The sequence below is a fragment of the Psychrobium sp. 1_MG-2023 genome (genome assembly GCF_030689115.1).
Classification (GTDB): domain Bacteria; phylum Pseudomonadota; class Gammaproteobacteria; order Enterobacterales; family Psychrobiaceae; genus Psychrobium.
In genome coordinates this window covers 124,304-140,288 of the sequence record NZ_JAUYVJ010000008.1, presented here as the reverse complement: position 1 = coordinate 140,288, position 15,985 = coordinate 124,304, and the positions used below count along the sequence as shown (strand labels likewise).

General features: G+C 42.5%; 11 protein-coding genes. 4 read left to right on the top strand and 7 right to left on the bottom strand.

What is annotated here, in order from left to right:
* The first annotated feature begins 468 nt into the window (after window positions 1-468).
* Entirely contained in the window at window positions 469-1,233 is a 765-nt protein-coding gene (agaR, locus tag Q8W26_RS06300) for a transcriptional repressor AgaR (protein WP_305472759.1), read from the top strand.
* Between the two features lie 57 nt (window positions 1,234-1,290).
* Here the strand turns inward: agaR (Q8W26_RS06300) and Q8W26_RS06295 are convergent, their stop codons facing one another.
* The 6 genes from Q8W26_RS06295 to agaR (Q8W26_RS06270) form a co-directional block, all read right to left on the bottom strand.
* Window positions 1,291-2,595: a sugar MFS transporter gene (locus Q8W26_RS06295; RefSeq protein WP_305472757.1), complete on the bottom strand. Its 1,305-nt coding sequence runs from the start codon at window positions 2,593-2,595 to the stop codon at window positions 1,291-1,293.
* Between the two features lie 90 nt (window positions 2,596-2,685).
* Entirely contained in the window at window positions 2,686-3,879 is a 1,194-nt protein-coding gene (nagA, locus tag Q8W26_RS06290) for an N-acetylglucosamine-6-phosphate deacetylase (RefSeq protein WP_305472755.1), read from the bottom strand.
* The gene (locus Q8W26_RS06285; RefSeq protein ID WP_305472753.1) at window positions 3,869-4,780 is read right to left on the bottom strand and encodes an ROK family protein; all 912 of its coding nucleotides are present in this window, start codon (window positions 4,778-4,780) and stop codon (window positions 3,869-3,871) included. The genes nagA and Q8W26_RS06285 overlap by 11 nt, the downstream gene beginning before the upstream one ends.
* A gap of 3 nt (window positions 4,781-4,783) precedes the next feature.
* Window positions 4,784-5,905: an SIS domain-containing protein gene (locus Q8W26_RS06280; RefSeq protein ID WP_305472751.1), complete on the bottom strand. Its 1,122-nt coding sequence runs from the start codon at window positions 5,903-5,905 to the stop codon at window positions 4,784-4,786.
* Between the two features lie 15 nt (window positions 5,906-5,920).
* Entirely contained in the window at window positions 5,921-7,207 is a 1,287-nt protein-coding gene (locus tag Q8W26_RS06275) for a D-tagatose-bisphosphate aldolase, class II, non-catalytic subunit (RefSeq protein WP_305472749.1), read from the bottom strand.
* Window positions 7,208-7,233: 26 nt separating this feature from the next.
* The gene (gene agaR, locus Q8W26_RS06270; RefSeq protein ID WP_101214344.1) at window positions 7,234-7,995 is read right to left on the bottom strand and encodes a transcriptional repressor AgaR; all 762 of its coding nucleotides are present in this window, start codon (window positions 7,993-7,995) and stop codon (window positions 7,234-7,236) included.
* Window positions 7,996-8,286: 291 nt separating this feature from the next.
* Here agaR (Q8W26_RS06270) and Q8W26_RS06265 point away from each other — a divergent pair, with 291 nt between their 5' ends.
* The 3 genes from Q8W26_RS06265 (at window position 8,287) to Q8W26_RS06255 (ending at window position 13,995) form a co-directional block, all read left to right on the top strand.
* On the top strand, window positions 8,287-9,648 hold the full coding sequence (locus tag Q8W26_RS06265; RefSeq protein ID WP_101214343.1) for a Gfo/Idh/MocA family protein: 1,362 nt from the start codon (window positions 8,287-8,289) through the stop codon (window positions 9,646-9,648).
* Between the two features lie 77 nt (window positions 9,649-9,725).
* The gene (locus tag Q8W26_RS06260; RefSeq protein WP_101214342.1) at window positions 9,726-12,581 is read left to right on the top strand and encodes a TonB-dependent receptor; all 2,856 of its coding nucleotides are present in this window, start codon (window positions 9,726-9,728) and stop codon (window positions 12,579-12,581) included.
* Between the two features lie 70 nt (window positions 12,582-12,651).
* Window positions 12,652-13,995 (top strand): DUF3472 domain-containing protein, encoded by a 1,344-nt coding sequence (locus tag Q8W26_RS06255; RefSeq protein WP_305472747.1) that lies wholly within the window; start codon window positions 12,652-12,654, stop codon window positions 13,993-13,995.
* A 75-nt stretch (window positions 13,996-14,070) separates the two neighbouring features.
* Here the strand turns inward: Q8W26_RS06255 and rpoD are convergent, their stop codons facing one another.
* Window positions 14,071-15,915, bottom strand: a complete 1,845-nt coding sequence (gene rpoD, locus Q8W26_RS06250; RefSeq protein ID WP_101214340.1) for an RNA polymerase sigma factor RpoD — start codon at window positions 15,913-15,915, stop codon at window positions 14,071-14,073.
* Window positions 15,916-15,985: the final 70 nt, after the last annotated feature.

Sequence of the window (15,985 nt, the reverse complement as noted above, 5' to 3'; positions counted from 1 at the left end):
AAGTCTACCAAACCTGTAAGCCTTATAAAAGCTTTACTTTTCTTACTTTCGTAAGTTTTACCCCTATAAAGATGCTCTAACCAACTGAGCTAAGGGGCCATTTAGGTGTTTAGACAGAGCTGTCTAAGCGGCGATAAGTATAAGCATTTTTTTTCGGCTCGTCATCCTTATTAATCAAGTAATTTAGCTAAATGGTGATTAATTGTTCATTTTAGCCCAGTCGATGGGGGTTTTGTGTTGACCTTGAAGGGGAGAAACTAAGGTTTATTAAGGCGGTGGCGTTATATCTCTTGTATTGTAGAGGCACTGAAGTGCACGTTGCTTCTCTCCATTCCCGTAGAATGCATGTTTAAGTGTTGGCCTATTAAAAAATTAACCTCAAAGAGATACCAAAGCGCTATCATGTTACGTAAAATACCGTAAATAATTGACAGTGTTAGAGAAACATAAGGGATGGATGTTACGGCCATGAATACGATTGAAAGGCGTCAGCATATTGTTAAGAGTGTCGCCAGAAGTGGAAAGGTAGCGGTCAGTGATTTAGTGACGGAATATAATGTGTCTGCCGTTACTATCCGTTCAGATCTTAATTTTTTGCATCAACGGGGGTTGCTGATACGTACACGTGGCGGTGCCATTGCATGTAATCGTATTAGCCCTGAGTTATCCATTGATGATAAATATAATGAGCATGCTGAAATCAAAAAGAAAATAGCATTAGCTGCGAGCCAGTTAATTGAGGAAGATGATGCAATCATTTTAGACTCGGGAACAACAACGGCTGAGCTTGCATTATGTTTGGGCGAGTTTAAAAACCTCGTTGTGATGACCAATGGACTGAATGTTGCGCAGAACTTAACTAAATCTCTTGGTGTTCAGGTATTAATGACAGGTGGCACCTTACGTAAAAAGTCACTGTCTTTTTATGGTAGTCAAGCTGAAGAGAGCTTATCACGTTATCATTTTAACAAAGTAATTTTAGGTGTTGATGGCATTGATTTAGATGTCGGTATTACAACCCATTTCGAGGCGGAATGTGTGCTTAACCGCAAAATGTGTAGTGCAGCACGTGAGGTCATTGTTGTGACTGACTCATCGAAGTTCAATGCTGTGGGGGTACATAAAATATTAGACTTGCAGGATGTAAGCACCCTAGTAACCGATGATGGTATTCCTGATGATATTGTTCAAACCTTATTAAGCTATGGTATACGCATTATTATTGCAGAGTAATACCAGGGAGTGAGCAAGAGAAATTGCCACTGATTGAATATCAGTGGCCGGGTGTTTCTAAGCACGCCATTGCCGCATTTTATGGCCTTTTAACGCATAGAATAAAATGAACAAATAGCAGGGTAGGGCAACCCAATAAGCACTTTGCTCAGTTGTTATTTCAGCGAGTGCACCATATACCATCGGTAGCAAAGCTCCTCCTGAAATTCCCATGATCAGCAATGCTGAACCTTGAGCGGTGAAGCGGCCCAGCCCATCGAGTGCCAACGGCCAAATTGATGGCCAAACTAGTGCGTGGGCAAGCCCCATCAATGCGACAAAAAAGACCGGATTAGGAATGGTTGGGATGCTAGTGAATCCCCACAACAACTGGCTGATTGATGAAGAATCAACAGCACTAATCGCCGCGGAAATAGCACACAACGCCCCCGCAATCGCCGAGCTAATTAACGCATGCGTTTGGGATAAGTATCGAGGAATACACGTTGCACCTATGATATAACCCAATACCATAAATGCCATGGTATAAGAGGTAAGAATCGCAAAGTTATCCACGCCTAAGCTTGAACCAAACAGACCGATGGTGTCTCCAGCAATTACTTCAACGCCGACATAAGCAAATAAAGCAATCGCGCCTAAAATGACTTGAGGAAATTGTAAAATCCCTGATTTATTGTCGCTTTCTTGTTGCGGTTCGGGTGTAATTTCAGGCAACGGCGAAAACTTCACTAAGCCTATCAAAAACGTTAAGACTGCCGCCATATAGAGGTAAGGAATAATTAATCGTTCTGATAATGCTTGAAGTTCTTGTTCGTTTAATGCCAAAAGTGCTTGCTCTGAGGCATCACCAATGTCTGATAAGATCACTGCGCTAAAGACTAATGGAACAATAACACCAGCGCCTTTGTTGACAATTCCCATGATACTAATGCGCATCGCTGCACTTTCTTTGGGTCCTAAAATGACTAAATACGGATTTGCGGCCGTCTGCAATATGGTTAATCCAGTGCCTAAAATGAACAAGCCCGTTAGAAAAAATAGATAGTTGGCTTGATAAGCTGCGGGTAAAAATAACAGTGTGGCAACTACCATGATGGCTAAACCGACAGCCATGCCATTTTTATAACCGATTTTGGATAATAGCCAAGACGCAGGTAGTGCCATGACGGTATAGGCGATGTAAAAAACCAGTGTGACATATAGAGCTTGGAAGGTAGATAAGTCACAGATAATTTTTAAAAACGGGATTAGTGACCCGTTTAACCAAGTGACGAAGCCAAAAATAAAAAACAATATGCCAATGATTGTCATCGGCCAAACTGTTGATGTTTTTGAGTATTCAGGTGTTAACGTTGTTTCCATTGATAACCTCCTTGAGCTTTGGCAATAGCTTGCTGTTTGAGTGAATTTCTCATGTTGTCCTCTTATCGTTATTATGTTGAAGGAATATAGCTAAGCGATGTTGTTAAGGTGATCGGAAAGTGACTCCTGTGCTGCATTGTAGATACAGCGTCCCTGAATAATGGTGGCTTGGACCTTGCCGTGGGGATCGAGTATTGCAAGATCCGCTTGCTTGCCAAGCGCGATGCTACCGACAGTTTTATCAATCCCTAAGAATTGTGCTGGGGATAAACTGGCCATATGGATTGCATCACGTAGTTCAATTTCTGCCATGTTGGAGAGGTTAAATACAGCCTTTTCTAAGGTTAATGTGCTGCCTGCAAGAGAGCCTGATTGGGTACGGGCGACCCCGTCTTTAACTTCGATGGCCGTTTTTCCAAGTTGATAGTGGCCATCGCCTAAACCGCCAGCGTTACTACAATCACTGATTAGTGTAATTTGTTGCTGTTTTTTTAGCTGACAGATCATTTTTAAGATAGCTGGGTGTAAATGAATACCATCGGCGATGACTTCAACATTGGTGTTATGAACTAATACTGCACCAGTACAACCGGGTTCACGGTGGTGGATCCCTCGCATACCATTAAAAACATGTACCCCACCACATGCTCCAGCATTGATTGCATCAAGTGTTTCATCATAAGTAGCATCGGTATGCCCCAGCATTACTTTGATTTTTTTTTCATTTAAATATTCAATCATTTCACACGCGTTAGCTATCTCTGGCGCTAAAGCGAGCACCTTCAAGTGGTGATTTGAAGCGTTAATTAAATCGTCTATTCGCTGGTGGGTTAGCTCAAGAAAGTATTGCTCGTTATGGGCTCCTTTATGCTCATTAGTAAAAAATAACCCTTCGCTATAACCACCAAGAACCTGTGCTCCAGACATCGTTTGCTGGGAAGCTTGGCCAATATTTTTCATAGCATCCAGGGTTTCTTGCCACGAACTCGTCACGGTGGTTGCTAAAAAGCCAGTTACTCCATGGCTGGCTAGTGAGTTCGAAATGGTTGTCATCGACGTCATTGTCGCATCCATAACGTCACACCCTTGCCGCCCGTGAATATGTAAATCAATTAAGCCAGGAACAAGGGTTGTCTCACCTAGATCGATACAAGGGATCGCGGGATCGAGTGATGCTGTGATAGCGTTAATTACACCTGCTTTGATGACAAGATAATGGTCAGTGTAATTGTTATCTTCACCGACGATTGTGGCTGCTTTTAGCGCGTAGTGATTAGACTGCATGAAGTTGCCTCGCTAGTATCGCTGCGCCGCGGCCACCACTAGCATCGCCAAACTGTGCTTGAATGACCTGTGGGCTATTAAAGTTAGTGAACAAATGGGCTTCTATATGAGTGGGTAGGCGCTCAATGACTCGCTCTATCAACGAAATGCCTCCTCCCATCACAATGACGTCAGGGTCGTAGGCCATAACAATGGTTGAAAAGCTTGCACCCAAAATATCGAGAAAACATTCAAAGGTGATAGTAGCTAATGCATCGCCTTCATGCCAACGTTTCACTAATGTTGGTACATCGACAGCATCTCCCCCGAAATGTTGGTGCAAAAAGAGAATGCCCGGGCCTGAGATATAACCTTCAAAGCAATTAGGCAGACCACAGCCACAGGCTTTGATTGGCAGTTGATATTTCTGCTGTAACGAGGCTGGAAGTTGCATATGTCCATACTCACCAGCAATACCTTGGCGGCTGGTATACAGTTGTTGATTAATTGTAAAGCCGCCCGCAGCACCAGTGCCGATAATGGCGCCATAGACGTTGCTATAGTTTTTACCCGCACCATCCACGGCTTCAGATAATGCAAAGCAGCGGCAGTCATTTTCAATCGCTACTTTTCGGTCTAAGCGTTTACCCAAATCATGCGCAACATTCTTGTTGTTAACACAAGGAATATTTGCCGATAACGATAGCCCATTAGCATCAATAATACCGGGCATCCCAATGCCAATAATTCCCTTTACGCAGTATTTTTCATCAGCTTGAGTCACTAAGGTCACAAGTGCGTCGATAAATGCGCTATAGCTGATCTTTGGCGTAGGAATTCGGCGTCGCTCTTGAAGATCTAGCTGCTGATTAAAGATGGCGATTTCAATTTTTGTACCGCCAATGTCTAAACCATATATCATTGATTAATCCTTCAATGGGTGTATTACCACACCTTGTACTACTCGATTAACTTCACCGCTCGGACACGGGTTATCGGGCGTAATAGTTAACACTAATGACTTATAAAACGCCAATATTTGGCAATAAACGATGAATGGAAATGCCAACCACACATCTTCTAGCTGTTGATCACCTAGTAATTGTTGAGCAGTTAGGTAATAAAGGTGTTCTGTTTTCTTATCATTGTTTAATTCAATGGCCAGATCACTGTCATATCGTTGGCAGTATGGGTCATTGCTGCCTAATAAAATGACCATGGTGTGTGAATCGACTAATGACTTAGGGCCATGACGGAACCCCAGTGGTGATTCAGCATAACAATTAACTTGACCTGCGGTTAGCTCAAGCATTTTTAAGGCTGCTTCTGTTGCTATGCCTTTAAGGGCGCCACTGCCTAGAAAGGCGATTCGTTCAAATGGAATATGGGCTTGTTGCTTAATATTGTCTAGTTGATGCTCTAATAAGTAACGAGTCGCTGCGATAGTGTTGGCCAGTTGCTCTTTATTAGGAGCGAAGATGTAAAGTGTACTTAACATCATCGAGGTAAAACTACTGGTCATCGCAAAGCTTTTATCGAGTGTTTCTTCGGGCATTAATAGACAAAGCTGATTCTGTTTAATAGCCGATTGCTTAGCTAACGCCCCGTCTTCATTACACGTGATAATTAAGTGAAAGCAGTTGTCTACTAGTTGATCGGCAATACTCACGGCAGCAACGCTTTCAGGACTATTACCTGAACGTGCAAATGAAACGAGCAATGTTGGCGTATCTTTTAACAGATATTGGTGCGGGCTACCAACAAGATCTGTTGTGCTAATGGCTTCAACTTGTCTAGTCATTGACTGGGTTAATGCAGGGGCAATTGTTTCTCCAACATACGCTGATGTGCCAGCGCCTGTGAGGATAATACGTAACTTACTTTGAGCCAATAAAGGCTTAAGCCATGCATCAATGGTTGCTTGTTGCGTGTTAATAATATCGACGGCCTTTAGCCATGAGTCTGGCTGTTGTTGGATCTCTTTTGCTGTCCAAACGGCATTATTTTTGTCTAATTCGTTGATCGAATGGTTTAAATAAGTATTCATGTTTTATCCTAAGCGCTAAGCGCTTTGTTTCCAGCAGGCTTGAGCATAGCTTTGCGTGACCTGCTTAATTTTGGCCTTCACTAATGCTCGAGGTGAATTTGTAATAACGCCTGAACGTATTGCTTGATATTGCTCAGGCATGAATTGGCTGATTAAAGGTAGGGGAATTGTTACGTTTTCTAAATTAGTAAATAAGCGCTCAGTTGCCTGATTGATTTGTTTATTTGGCCAGTAATAACGAATTCGGTCACTATAACTAAATTGTCGATAGAGGGGTTGTAATGTACTATCTACTTGGTAAAAAGGTTGCCAATGTCCCGGCTGTTCGAGCATTTGCTTTTCACAAACTGCTTTGAGGTTAGACTGGAATGGTGCTTCGATAAGGTATGTTTCAATATTGCTTAATGCAAATAAGGCCTCGCGCAAGGCGAAGGTTAATTGAGGACCGACCTTCAGGATCGCAAAGTGATCTTGGATCAATTGCTGATAGCTTTCTGGTGTTTGATAGTCAGTAGAGTGAGCTTCAAATACGATGTTGTCTACTTGTGGGATAATCGCTTTAAGTGCTTGTGCTTTATGTGGTTGATAATCAATTATCGACGTATGATCAAACTCTACCCCTGGTTGAACAACTAACCCTATCACGCGTGACCAAGCGGAATATAACCTTCGTGCATGAAACGCATGTTGGTGCTCCAGCAGTGTTTGCTTTGCATCATCTGGACTGGTGACTTCAATGCTCTCTATTTGATGATCGGCACCACCGGGCGGCGGGACTTCAGTGCCAATAATGTACACAATATCACTCTGCCCGAAGACTTCTTGAGCCGTATGCTCTGCTACTGCACATAACTCGGCGGCGCGTTGTGCAATGGTTTCATTCGCGAGAGGGACGGTATCATCTGCACAAGGCATACTGCAGTCTAAATGAATTTTTTTAAAGCCAGCAGCAATATAGTGTTTAATGAGTTCTGCTGATTTTTCCATCGCGCTGCGAGCACTTTCATTTTTCCAACATACCGGGCCTAAATGGTCGCCACCTAAAAAGATATCCTGAGTGGGAAATTCGACAGACTTTGCAATATTAACAACATATTGATAGAAGTCCTGTGGGGTCATGCCCGTATAACCGCCAAATTGGTTGACTTGGTTAGCGGTTGCTTCAATGAGTATAGGTGTACTATCAGCTTTAGCTTGTTCTAAAGCTGCCTCTATAACTAAAGGGTGTGCTGAACAAATGGCATAGATTCCTGTTGGTTTACCTTGCCTATTGTGTTGCATCAGTTGTTGAAAGTGATTCATTAAAATACCTTATATAGTCGGGTTTATTACGCAATAATGAGCTTAACGCCTGACTTCTCGAGCGTTTGTGCGAATGCATCTGGAATCTTTGAGTCGGTAACGAATGTATCAATTTGATCAAAACCACAAATTTTGTGAATACCAGCACGATTAAATTTAGAGGAGTCAGTCACGACAATAACTTCTTTGGCTACGTCACACATGGTGCGATTTAATATAGCCTCATACTCGAAATGCGTTGTTATCCCTGAGTTAAAATCGATACCGTCAACGCCCAGAATCACTTTATCGAAGTAATAGCGTTCGATGCTATCTTCTGCTTGACGTCCATAAAATGACATTGATGTTTTTCTTAATGTACCTCCTGTCATCATGACCTCAAAGTCATCAGAATGGAGTAGATTTTGTGCGATATTTAATCCGTTGGTCATAACGACTAGTCGCCTAAAGCTAGCTAAACACTTTGCAACTTCTTCGGTTGTCGTTCCTGAATCCAGAATAATGGCATCGCCTTCATCAATCAGTTCACAAACGCTTTGTGCTAGCCTTCTCTTGATATGTACATTTTTGTGAAGCTTTTCATCAACAGACAACTCTTGGCTTATACGGTTAGACGCTATAGCTCCACCTCGCGCTCTAATCAATAACCCTTTTTTATGTAGATAGTTTAAGTCTGAGCGAATAGTGACTGCGGAATAGCCAAAGCGTGAGACAAGATCGTTGACGAATACCTTACCTTCACTAAGGGCTAACTGAACAATATCGTGTCGCCTTTTTATTGTATTCATGAAAAATCGCTCCCGTTAACCAAGTAAATAACATTATACGAAGCTTTCGTTTGCTTTCAATAGTGGCTTGTTGTTTATTTGTTAAACGTCTTTCGTTTTCAAGTTGTTGATTTTGTTTGTTTATTTTTGTTGTTGATGTTTTCGGTGTTTTCATTCGAAAGTTTGTGAAGGTTTCTTTGTTGATTTTGTCGTTTTCACTGGTTAATAATTAGCATCACTACTCAACTTGTTAACAACCTTTACTTACAACTAACAAGTGCTGACATGATTCATATCTTTTGGAGCGTATAGATGAAGCCACTAAACCGACGACAATTTATTCAATCTGCTATGGGCGTTGCCGCCGCTGGAATGGCCACAGCCTGTGTCACTGGCACCCCCATACTACAGGGGGGCGGTACTAAATCAGTGATGGGTTTAGAGGTAGATAAACTAGATGTTGTACGAGTGGGATTCATTGGGGTTGGAGAGCGCGGTGTTGGTGCTGTTAAGCATTTTTGTCATATTGATGGTGTAGAGATCAAAGCCATTTGTGATACCCATCAGAAGGTCTTGGATAGGGCTGTCAATATTGTTACAGAAAAAGGGCTTCCTAAGCCTGCGGCTTATGGTAAAGGCGATTATGCGTATCGCGATTTATTAGCACGCGATGATATTGACTTAGTTATCATCTCGACGCCGTGGATTTGGCACACGCCAATGGCCGTTGATGCGATGGTAAGCGGTAAACATGTGGGGGTTGAAGTTCCTGCTGCAACAACCGTCGAAGAGGCATGGCTGTTAGTTGATACCGCTGAGCGGACACAAAAGAACTGCATGATGCTGGAAAATGTGTGTTATGGCCGTGATGAGCTGATGGTATTAAACATGGTTCGACAAGGTATCTTTGGTGAGCTATTGCACGGTGAAGCGGCTTATATTCATGAGCTACGCTGGCAAATGAAAGAAATTGAGCACAAGACAGGGTCATGGCGTACAGGTTGGCATGCTAAACAAAATGGCAATCTTTACCCAACCCACGGCTTAGGTCCTGTATCGCAATATATGAACATTAACCGAGGTGATCGTTTTGATTATCTAACCTCAGTTAGCAGTCCTGCGCTAGGCCGCGCCGCGTATGCACGAAAAGAATTTCCCGCAGGGCATCAACGTAATCAACTCGATTACATCGCTGGTGATATGAATACCAGTATTATAAAAACAGTTCAAGGCCGCTCTATCATGGTACAGCATGATACGACTACGCCACGTCCTTACTCTCGTCATAACTTAATTCAAGGAACAAATGGCGTATTTGCAGGTTTCCCTAATCGTATTGCACTCGAAGAAGGAGGTAGTGGTAACTACCACCAATGGGATCACGATATGAGCAGTTGGTATGACAAATATGATCACCCATTATGGCGAAAAATGGGGGATGAAGCAGAGCGCAATGGTGGCCATGGCGGCATGGACTTTTTAATGTTTTGGCGCATGGTCTATTGTCTTCGCAATGGCGAAGCGCTTGATCAGGATGTGTATGACGCTGCTTCTTGGTCTGCTGTATTCCCACTTTCTGTTGATTCGGTTAACGATCGCAGTAATAGCAAAAACTTCCCTGATTTTACCCGAGGTGTGTGGAAAACCGCAAAGCCACTCGCCATTGTTAGCTAATTAGTACGTGTTATTAACTTGCATCAGCACAGTAATAATAGCCACGCTGTCGATGCTCTCTTTACAAGGATTATGTCGTGAAAATAAAAACAAATATCTCGCTGTTATGTCTTGCAGTTAGTGCCGCTTTAACGGGAACCGCTTATGCGGCTGACGTTGAAAAAGCTAAAGAAAAAGTATCATCACAGCAGCAAGAGAAAAGTGCTGAACAAGATAAAGATGCTGATAGTGTCGAGCGCATCAGTGTGACAGGGGTTCGCAGTAGTATTAAAGAGTCTCTATTTGTAAAACAAAATGCAATTAATGTGGTTGATGCAATTATTGCTGAAGATATCGGTAAATTCCCTGATCAAAATATCGCCGAAGCCTTGCAACGTATGACCGGTATTACCATTTCTCGAAATGGTGGTGAAGGGCAAAATGTTACGGTACGCGGCTTGGGTGGTGATTATAACGTGACCACTATCAATGGTCGCCGTATGGCATCGGAGCATAGTAGTCGAAACTTTAATTATGACTTAATTGCCTCTGAGTTATTGGGTTCAGTTGAAGTGTATAAGTCCCCTGTAAGTAAGAATGTTGAAGGGGGAATTGGCTCTGTTATTAATATTAAAACACGTCGCCCACTAGACTTAGACGGTTTTACATTATCTGGTTCTGCTAAAGCCATTTATGGTGATTTAACGGAAGACTATAACCCGTCTGCGTCGTTTTTAGTTAGTGATACTTTTAATGATGACACCTTTGGTGCTTTATTCACGGCGGTTTATTCAGAGCGTACTATCCGTTCTGATTCATATGAGGGGCAAGGGTTTTATGATGAAGATGAGGGGATTAACTTTGTAACTGTCCCTGTTGATAGCGATGGTAACGGAAAAATTGAGGGCGACGAGAAAAGCTACGAGTCAATGATACCGGGGTATGTTCGTTACTCTAACTGGCAGGATATTCGTACGCGCACAGGCGCTAGTCTAGCGTTGCAGTGGCGACCATCTGATGACTTAGAAGTTAACTTTGACAGTATTTATTCATCGTATGATACCGATGGTAGTCAGTATCAAATTTCATTTGTGACTTACGATGAATATTGGACGCCGGGTATACCGAGTATTGGTGATTTAAGTTTTGATGATGCTGGTCGTGTTAATTCGCTAGAGTTAATTGATGGGGCTATGGCTGAGCTATTAAATGTATCATCACCACGAAACACTGAAACGTTTCAAGTTGCACTCAATACTAGTTGGCAAGCGACTGATAATTTAAATCTAGCGTTGGATATTTCGCACTCGGAATCTGAGAATAAGAACGCGGGAGATAATCGCTATGTTGTAGCACGTGGCTTTGTCGACACCATTAAAATTGATCAGTCGGGCGATAACTTATTACCTGATGTAACAATGTCACCGGCTTTAAGCAGCGAGCAACCGTTTGGTGCACATTATAGTTATAACCATGGCCGAGCGGTTAAAGATGAGGTCAGTGAGGTAAGACTCGATGGCCTTTATGTTCTGGATGATTCAATCTTTTCACAGGTAGAGTTTGGTCTTAACTACGGTAAACAAACTAAAGGCCGTCAGCAGTATCGATCTGATGATCCATCAATGTTTAGTAATGGTGGTGCTTATTTTCAATATTTCCCGCAGTATGGTGACTATGACGACTCTTCTGTAGAAGAGCTGGGTGGTCTTAACTTATTTAGGTTACCGGGTGATGTACTAGTCCCTGCGAACTTCGATAATTTCATGGCGGGTGAACCCGGTGCTCACCCTGCACCTTGGGCAAGCTTTGATTACGATAAGTTGTATGCCTTCTACGAGAGTATTAATGCTGAAGCCGCAGCTGCAAAGATCAAACCAACGCTGCAAGAAAAAGATTCGTATGAACTGACTGAATCAACATTAGCTGCGTATATACAGACAAACCTAGAAGGGGAGTTTGGCGAGTTGCCTTACACATTAAATTTAGGTGTTAGGGCTGTGCAAACGACTGTTAAAACCTCTGGTTATGCCTTGGATATGGCGTCGATTGAGTTTGAGCCACACCCTACACTTGAGGGGGTTCAGCGAGTAAAAGGTGGGATTCAACAGCATTATGGTCAGCAGTCTTTTGAAGATGACTATACGAATATTTTACCGAGTATGAACTTCAAGCTTAACTTAACCGATCAAGTGGTTTATCGTTTGAGTGCGGCAAAAGTGTTAACCCGTCCTAACTTGGGTTACTTATCGCCATATAGCTCGTTAGACTTAACCAAGTTTGAGTACCATTCTTCAAACCCTGGATTAAAGCCACTTGAGGCCGATCAGGTGGATATGACGATGGAGTGGTATTTCTCTGAGTATGGTGCATTAACGGCTGCTATTTATTACAAAGGCATTGAGTCATTTATTGAGAATGGACCGCGTGGAAAAGTAGATATTTTAGGTCAGGAATTTGAGCATCACGGCCCTCGAAACGATAAATACGGTGCGACAATTAAAGGGGCTGAAATAGCGTATCAGCAATCGTTTGATGAGTTATTGCCTGAGCCTTTTGATGGTTTTGGTGTTCAGTTTAATTACACCTATGTTGATAGTAGCTATGACGATCCTGAGCGTGTTGAAGAAAAACTTCCATTCGCTGGTATGTCGAAAAACTCATATAATGCGGTTGTTTATTATGAGAAAAATGATGTTCAGGCTCGTATCGCTTATAACTGGCGTAGTAAGTATTTATTATACCCAGATGCTTGGGGCGGTCCGCAATGGCAGTCGGATTATGGCCAATATGACTTTAGCAGCTCTTATAACATCTCTGAGAAGGTCTCACTTAACTTTACCGTGAGTAATTTAACAAATGAACGTAGCTGGGGCTATATCAAGCGCCCAGAGCAAGTGAGTCATTTAGGCCGCTATGGTCGAACTGCGACCTTGGGTTTAACAGCGTCATTCTAGCTCGGTCTGCTATTTAGTTAACCTCTAAAGTGTATCCGTTTATCGGATACACTTTTTTTAGGATTAAAAAATGTTAAAAAAACAATTAAGTATTTTATTGGCCATTGGCCTTATGGGTTGTAGCGGTGCGGAAAACAATAAGCAGGCAAAGTCTAGCCAGCCGGCAGTTTCTGAGCAAACCACAACGGTTGTAGTACCCAATGAACTATCAGTTAACGTCGCTATCGCTGGTAATAGTTGGATAGTTAACTCTCCAGAAAAAACAGCTAATCTTATCGGGGATAAAGGGCTCACTAATTGGAGTGATAGTAACGATGAGATTGTAACCTATGTTTACTTTACCCAAGTTGGTGAGCTAGCTATTGGGTTGCAAGGTTTTGTTGAGTCAGGCCTCTCAGAGGTTGAAGTGACACTGGGTAGTGAGTCTAAGATTGTTGAGTTCAACAATACCACTAGCGAACAGATTTATGCGGGGAATTTTAATGTAGGCTCTGTCGGTTACCATGCTATTACGATTAAGGGGTTAAGCTCTGAAGCACAATCTTTTGCTAATATTAGCGATGTCCTTCTTGGCGGTAGTGCGGCAAAGGGTCAACTGTTTTATGTTAAAGAGGATTTTTATTGGGGACGTCGAGGTCCGTCAGTGCACCTTGGCTATCAGGTGGAGGATCCATCAAAAGATTACCAGTGGTTCTATAGTGAGTTAGAAGTGGCAAGTGGCCAAGATATTATCGGATCGTATTTTATGGCCAACGGCTTTGCTGAAGGGTATTTTGGTATTCAGGTTAACTCTGAGACCGAAAGGCGGGTGCTATTTTCTGTTTGGAGTCCACATGTAACGGACGACCCTAGTACTATTCCTGAAGACAAACGGATTAAGCTGTTGGATAAAGGAGAAGAAGTGTATAGCGGCAAGTTTGGTAATGAAGGGTCCGGCGGTCAGAGCTATTTAGTCTACGACTGGCTTGCGGACACTCGGTATCAATTTCTGTTGAAAGTGAGCCCGGTGAGCGGGACTAACACAGACTATACCGCATTCTTTAAAGCGGAAAGTGACCAAGCATGGCAATTGATCGCGAAGTTTAGACGACCTCAAACATCGACGTATATTAAACGCCCGCACTCTTTTTTAGAAAATTTCTTAACGGAGATGGGAAATCAAGAGCGTGCTGCTCAGTATACAAATCAGTGGTTAAGGGATACAGAGGGTCAGTGGCATGAATTGACAAAGGCTACTTTCACTTATGACGCGACAGCAAGAAAACGCTCTCGCTTAGATTATCAAGGTGGGGTTGTTGGTAACGAGTTCTTTTTACGCAATGGCGGATTTTTTACTGGCAATACTGAGCTAGGAACTCAACTCGAACGCCCTAGTAATAACGCGTTATCAATTACATTGCCACAAAGCCCCTGAGCGATTGCTTTAATAAATAAAAAGCCGTTATCTCAATGAGGTAACGGCTTTTTAACGTTATTAAGTAATAACAGCTTACTCGTCTAAGAAGCTCTTTAGTTGCTCAGAACGAGAAGGGTGACGTAGTTTACGTAATGCTTTCGCTTCGATTTGACGAATACGTTCACGGGTTACATCAAACTGCTTGCCTACCTCTTCTAGCGTGTGGTCAGTATTCATATCAATACCAAAACGCATACGCAGTACTTTAGCTTCACGAGCGGTTAAGCCTGCTAATACATCATTAGTCGCTAGTTTTAAGCCTTCAGAAGTTGCAGACTGTAATGGAAGCTCTAGTGTGGTATCTTCAATGAAATCACCTAGGTGTGAATCGTCATCATCACCGATTGGCGTTTCCATTGAGATTGGCTCTTTGGCAATCTTTAGTACTTTACGGATTTTGTCTTCTGGCATTTGCATGCGTTCAGCTAACTCTTCCGGCTGTGGCTCGCGCCCCATTTCTTGTAGCATTTGACGAGAAATACGGTTCAACTTATTGATTGTTTCAATCATGTGAACTGGGATACGAATTGTACGTGCTTGGTCAGCGATAGAACGAGTGATTGCCTGACGGATCCACCACGTTGCATAAGTTGAGAATTTGTAACCACGACGGTATTCAAATTTATCAACCGCTTTCATCAAACCAATGTTACCTTCTTGAATTAAATCAAGGAACTGTAAACCACGGTTGGTGTATTTTTTCGCAATCGAGATTACTAGACGTAAGTTTGCTTCAACCATTTCTTTCTTAGCACGACGTGCTTTGGCTTCACCAATCGACATACGACGGTTGATGTCTTTGATAGAAGCAATGGTTAGGTCTGTTTCTTTCTCGATATCTTTTAATTTGTTGACTGCACGTAAGATATCGTTTTCGTTATCTTCTAATACAGGAACATAAGGTTCGCCAGATTTTAGTGCGTCCATTAGCCAAGTTGTGTCTGTTTCATTACCAGGGAAAACCTTAGTAAATTCACGTTTTGGCATTTTAGAGCGTGTTACAGCAAACTTTAAAATAAGACGTTCTTGAACACGAATACGATCCATCACATCACGCATGTCTTTAACCATGCGATCAAACTGCTTAGGCACTAAGCGGAATTGACGGAATACTTCACCTAAATCTGATGTTGCTTGAATAGTTTCAGCGTGATCACGACCTTTGGAGTCAGCTAAGTTTTTAACTTTTTCGAAAGCAATACGAAGCTCGGTAAATTTCTCACGTGCTTCTTCAGGATCTGGACCTGTATCAACTTCTTCTTCGTCTTCATCGTCATCATCAGAGCTGTCATCATCATTATCGTCTTTTTGTTGCTCTTCTGTTAGAGCTGACCCTATATGAGAAGCAGTATTAGCCACAAACTCTTCTTCATTAGGATCGATGAAGTTAGTGATGATATCACTTAGACGCATTTCTTCAGCTTCATAACGATCGTATTGATCAAGTAATGAGCTAATCGCTGCTGGGTAATCAGATACCGCAACTTGTACTTGTTTGATACCTTCTTCGATACGCTTAGCGATAACGATTTCGCCTTCGCGGGTAAGAAGTTCTACCGTACCCATTTCACGCATATACATACGGACAGGGTCGGTGGTGCGACCGATTTCACCTTCAACGGTTGCAAGCACTTGAGCCGCAGCTTCTGCCGCGTCTTCATCAGTACTGTTTTCAGACATCATTAGGGTATCTTGATCCGGTGCTGATTCGAACACCTGAATACCCATATCATTGATCATCTGGATAATATCTTCAATCTGATCGGAATCGACCATGTCCGCTGGCAAGTGGTCATTTACTTCAGCATAGGTTAAATAACCTTGCTCTTTACCTTTCGCGACAAGAAGTTTGAGACGAGACTGTGAGGTTTGCTCCATAGATTTTATCCACTTAAATGCTGACAAAAAAATAATAGCAACAAAAAGTTGCAAGGGATTAATTATAACC

Bases quoted from the DNA above. Each gene is read 5' to 3' on its own strand.
- Q8W26_RS06275 (WP_305472749.1), bottom strand. From the start codon at position 7,207: ATGAATCACTTTCAACAACTGATGCAACACAATAGGCAAGGTAAACCA.
- agaR (WP_101214344.1), bottom strand. From the start codon at position 7,995: ATGAATACAATAAAAAGGCGACACGATATTGTTCAGTTAGCCCTTAGT.
- Q8W26_RS06280 (WP_305472751.1), bottom strand. From the start codon at position 5,905: ATGAATACTTATTTAAACCATTCGATCAACGAATTAGACAAAAATAAT.
- nagA (WP_305472755.1), bottom strand. From the start codon at position 3,879: ATGCAGTCTAATCACTACGCGCTAAAAGCAGCCACAATCGTCGGTGAA.
- Q8W26_RS06295 (WP_305472757.1), bottom strand. From the start codon at position 2,595: ATGGAAACAACGTTAACACCTGAATACTCAAAAACATCAACAGTTTGG.
- rpoD (WP_101214340.1), bottom strand. From the start codon at position 15,915: ATGGAGCAAACCTCACAGTCTCGTCTCAAACTTCTTGTCGCGAAAGGT.
- Q8W26_RS06285 (WP_305472753.1), bottom strand. From the start codon at position 4,780: ATGATATATGGTTTAGACATTGGCGGTACAAAAATTGAAATCGCCATC.
- Q8W26_RS06265 (WP_101214343.1), top strand. From the start codon at position 8,287: ATGAAGCCACTAAACCGACGACAATTTATTCAATCTGCTATGGGCGTT.
- agaR (WP_305472759.1), top strand. From the start codon at position 469: ATGAATACGATTGAAAGGCGTCAGCATATTGTTAAGAGTGTCGCCAGA.
- Q8W26_RS06255 (WP_305472747.1), top strand. From the start codon at position 12,652: ATGTTAAAAAAACAATTAAGTATTTTATTGGCCATTGGCCTTATGGGT.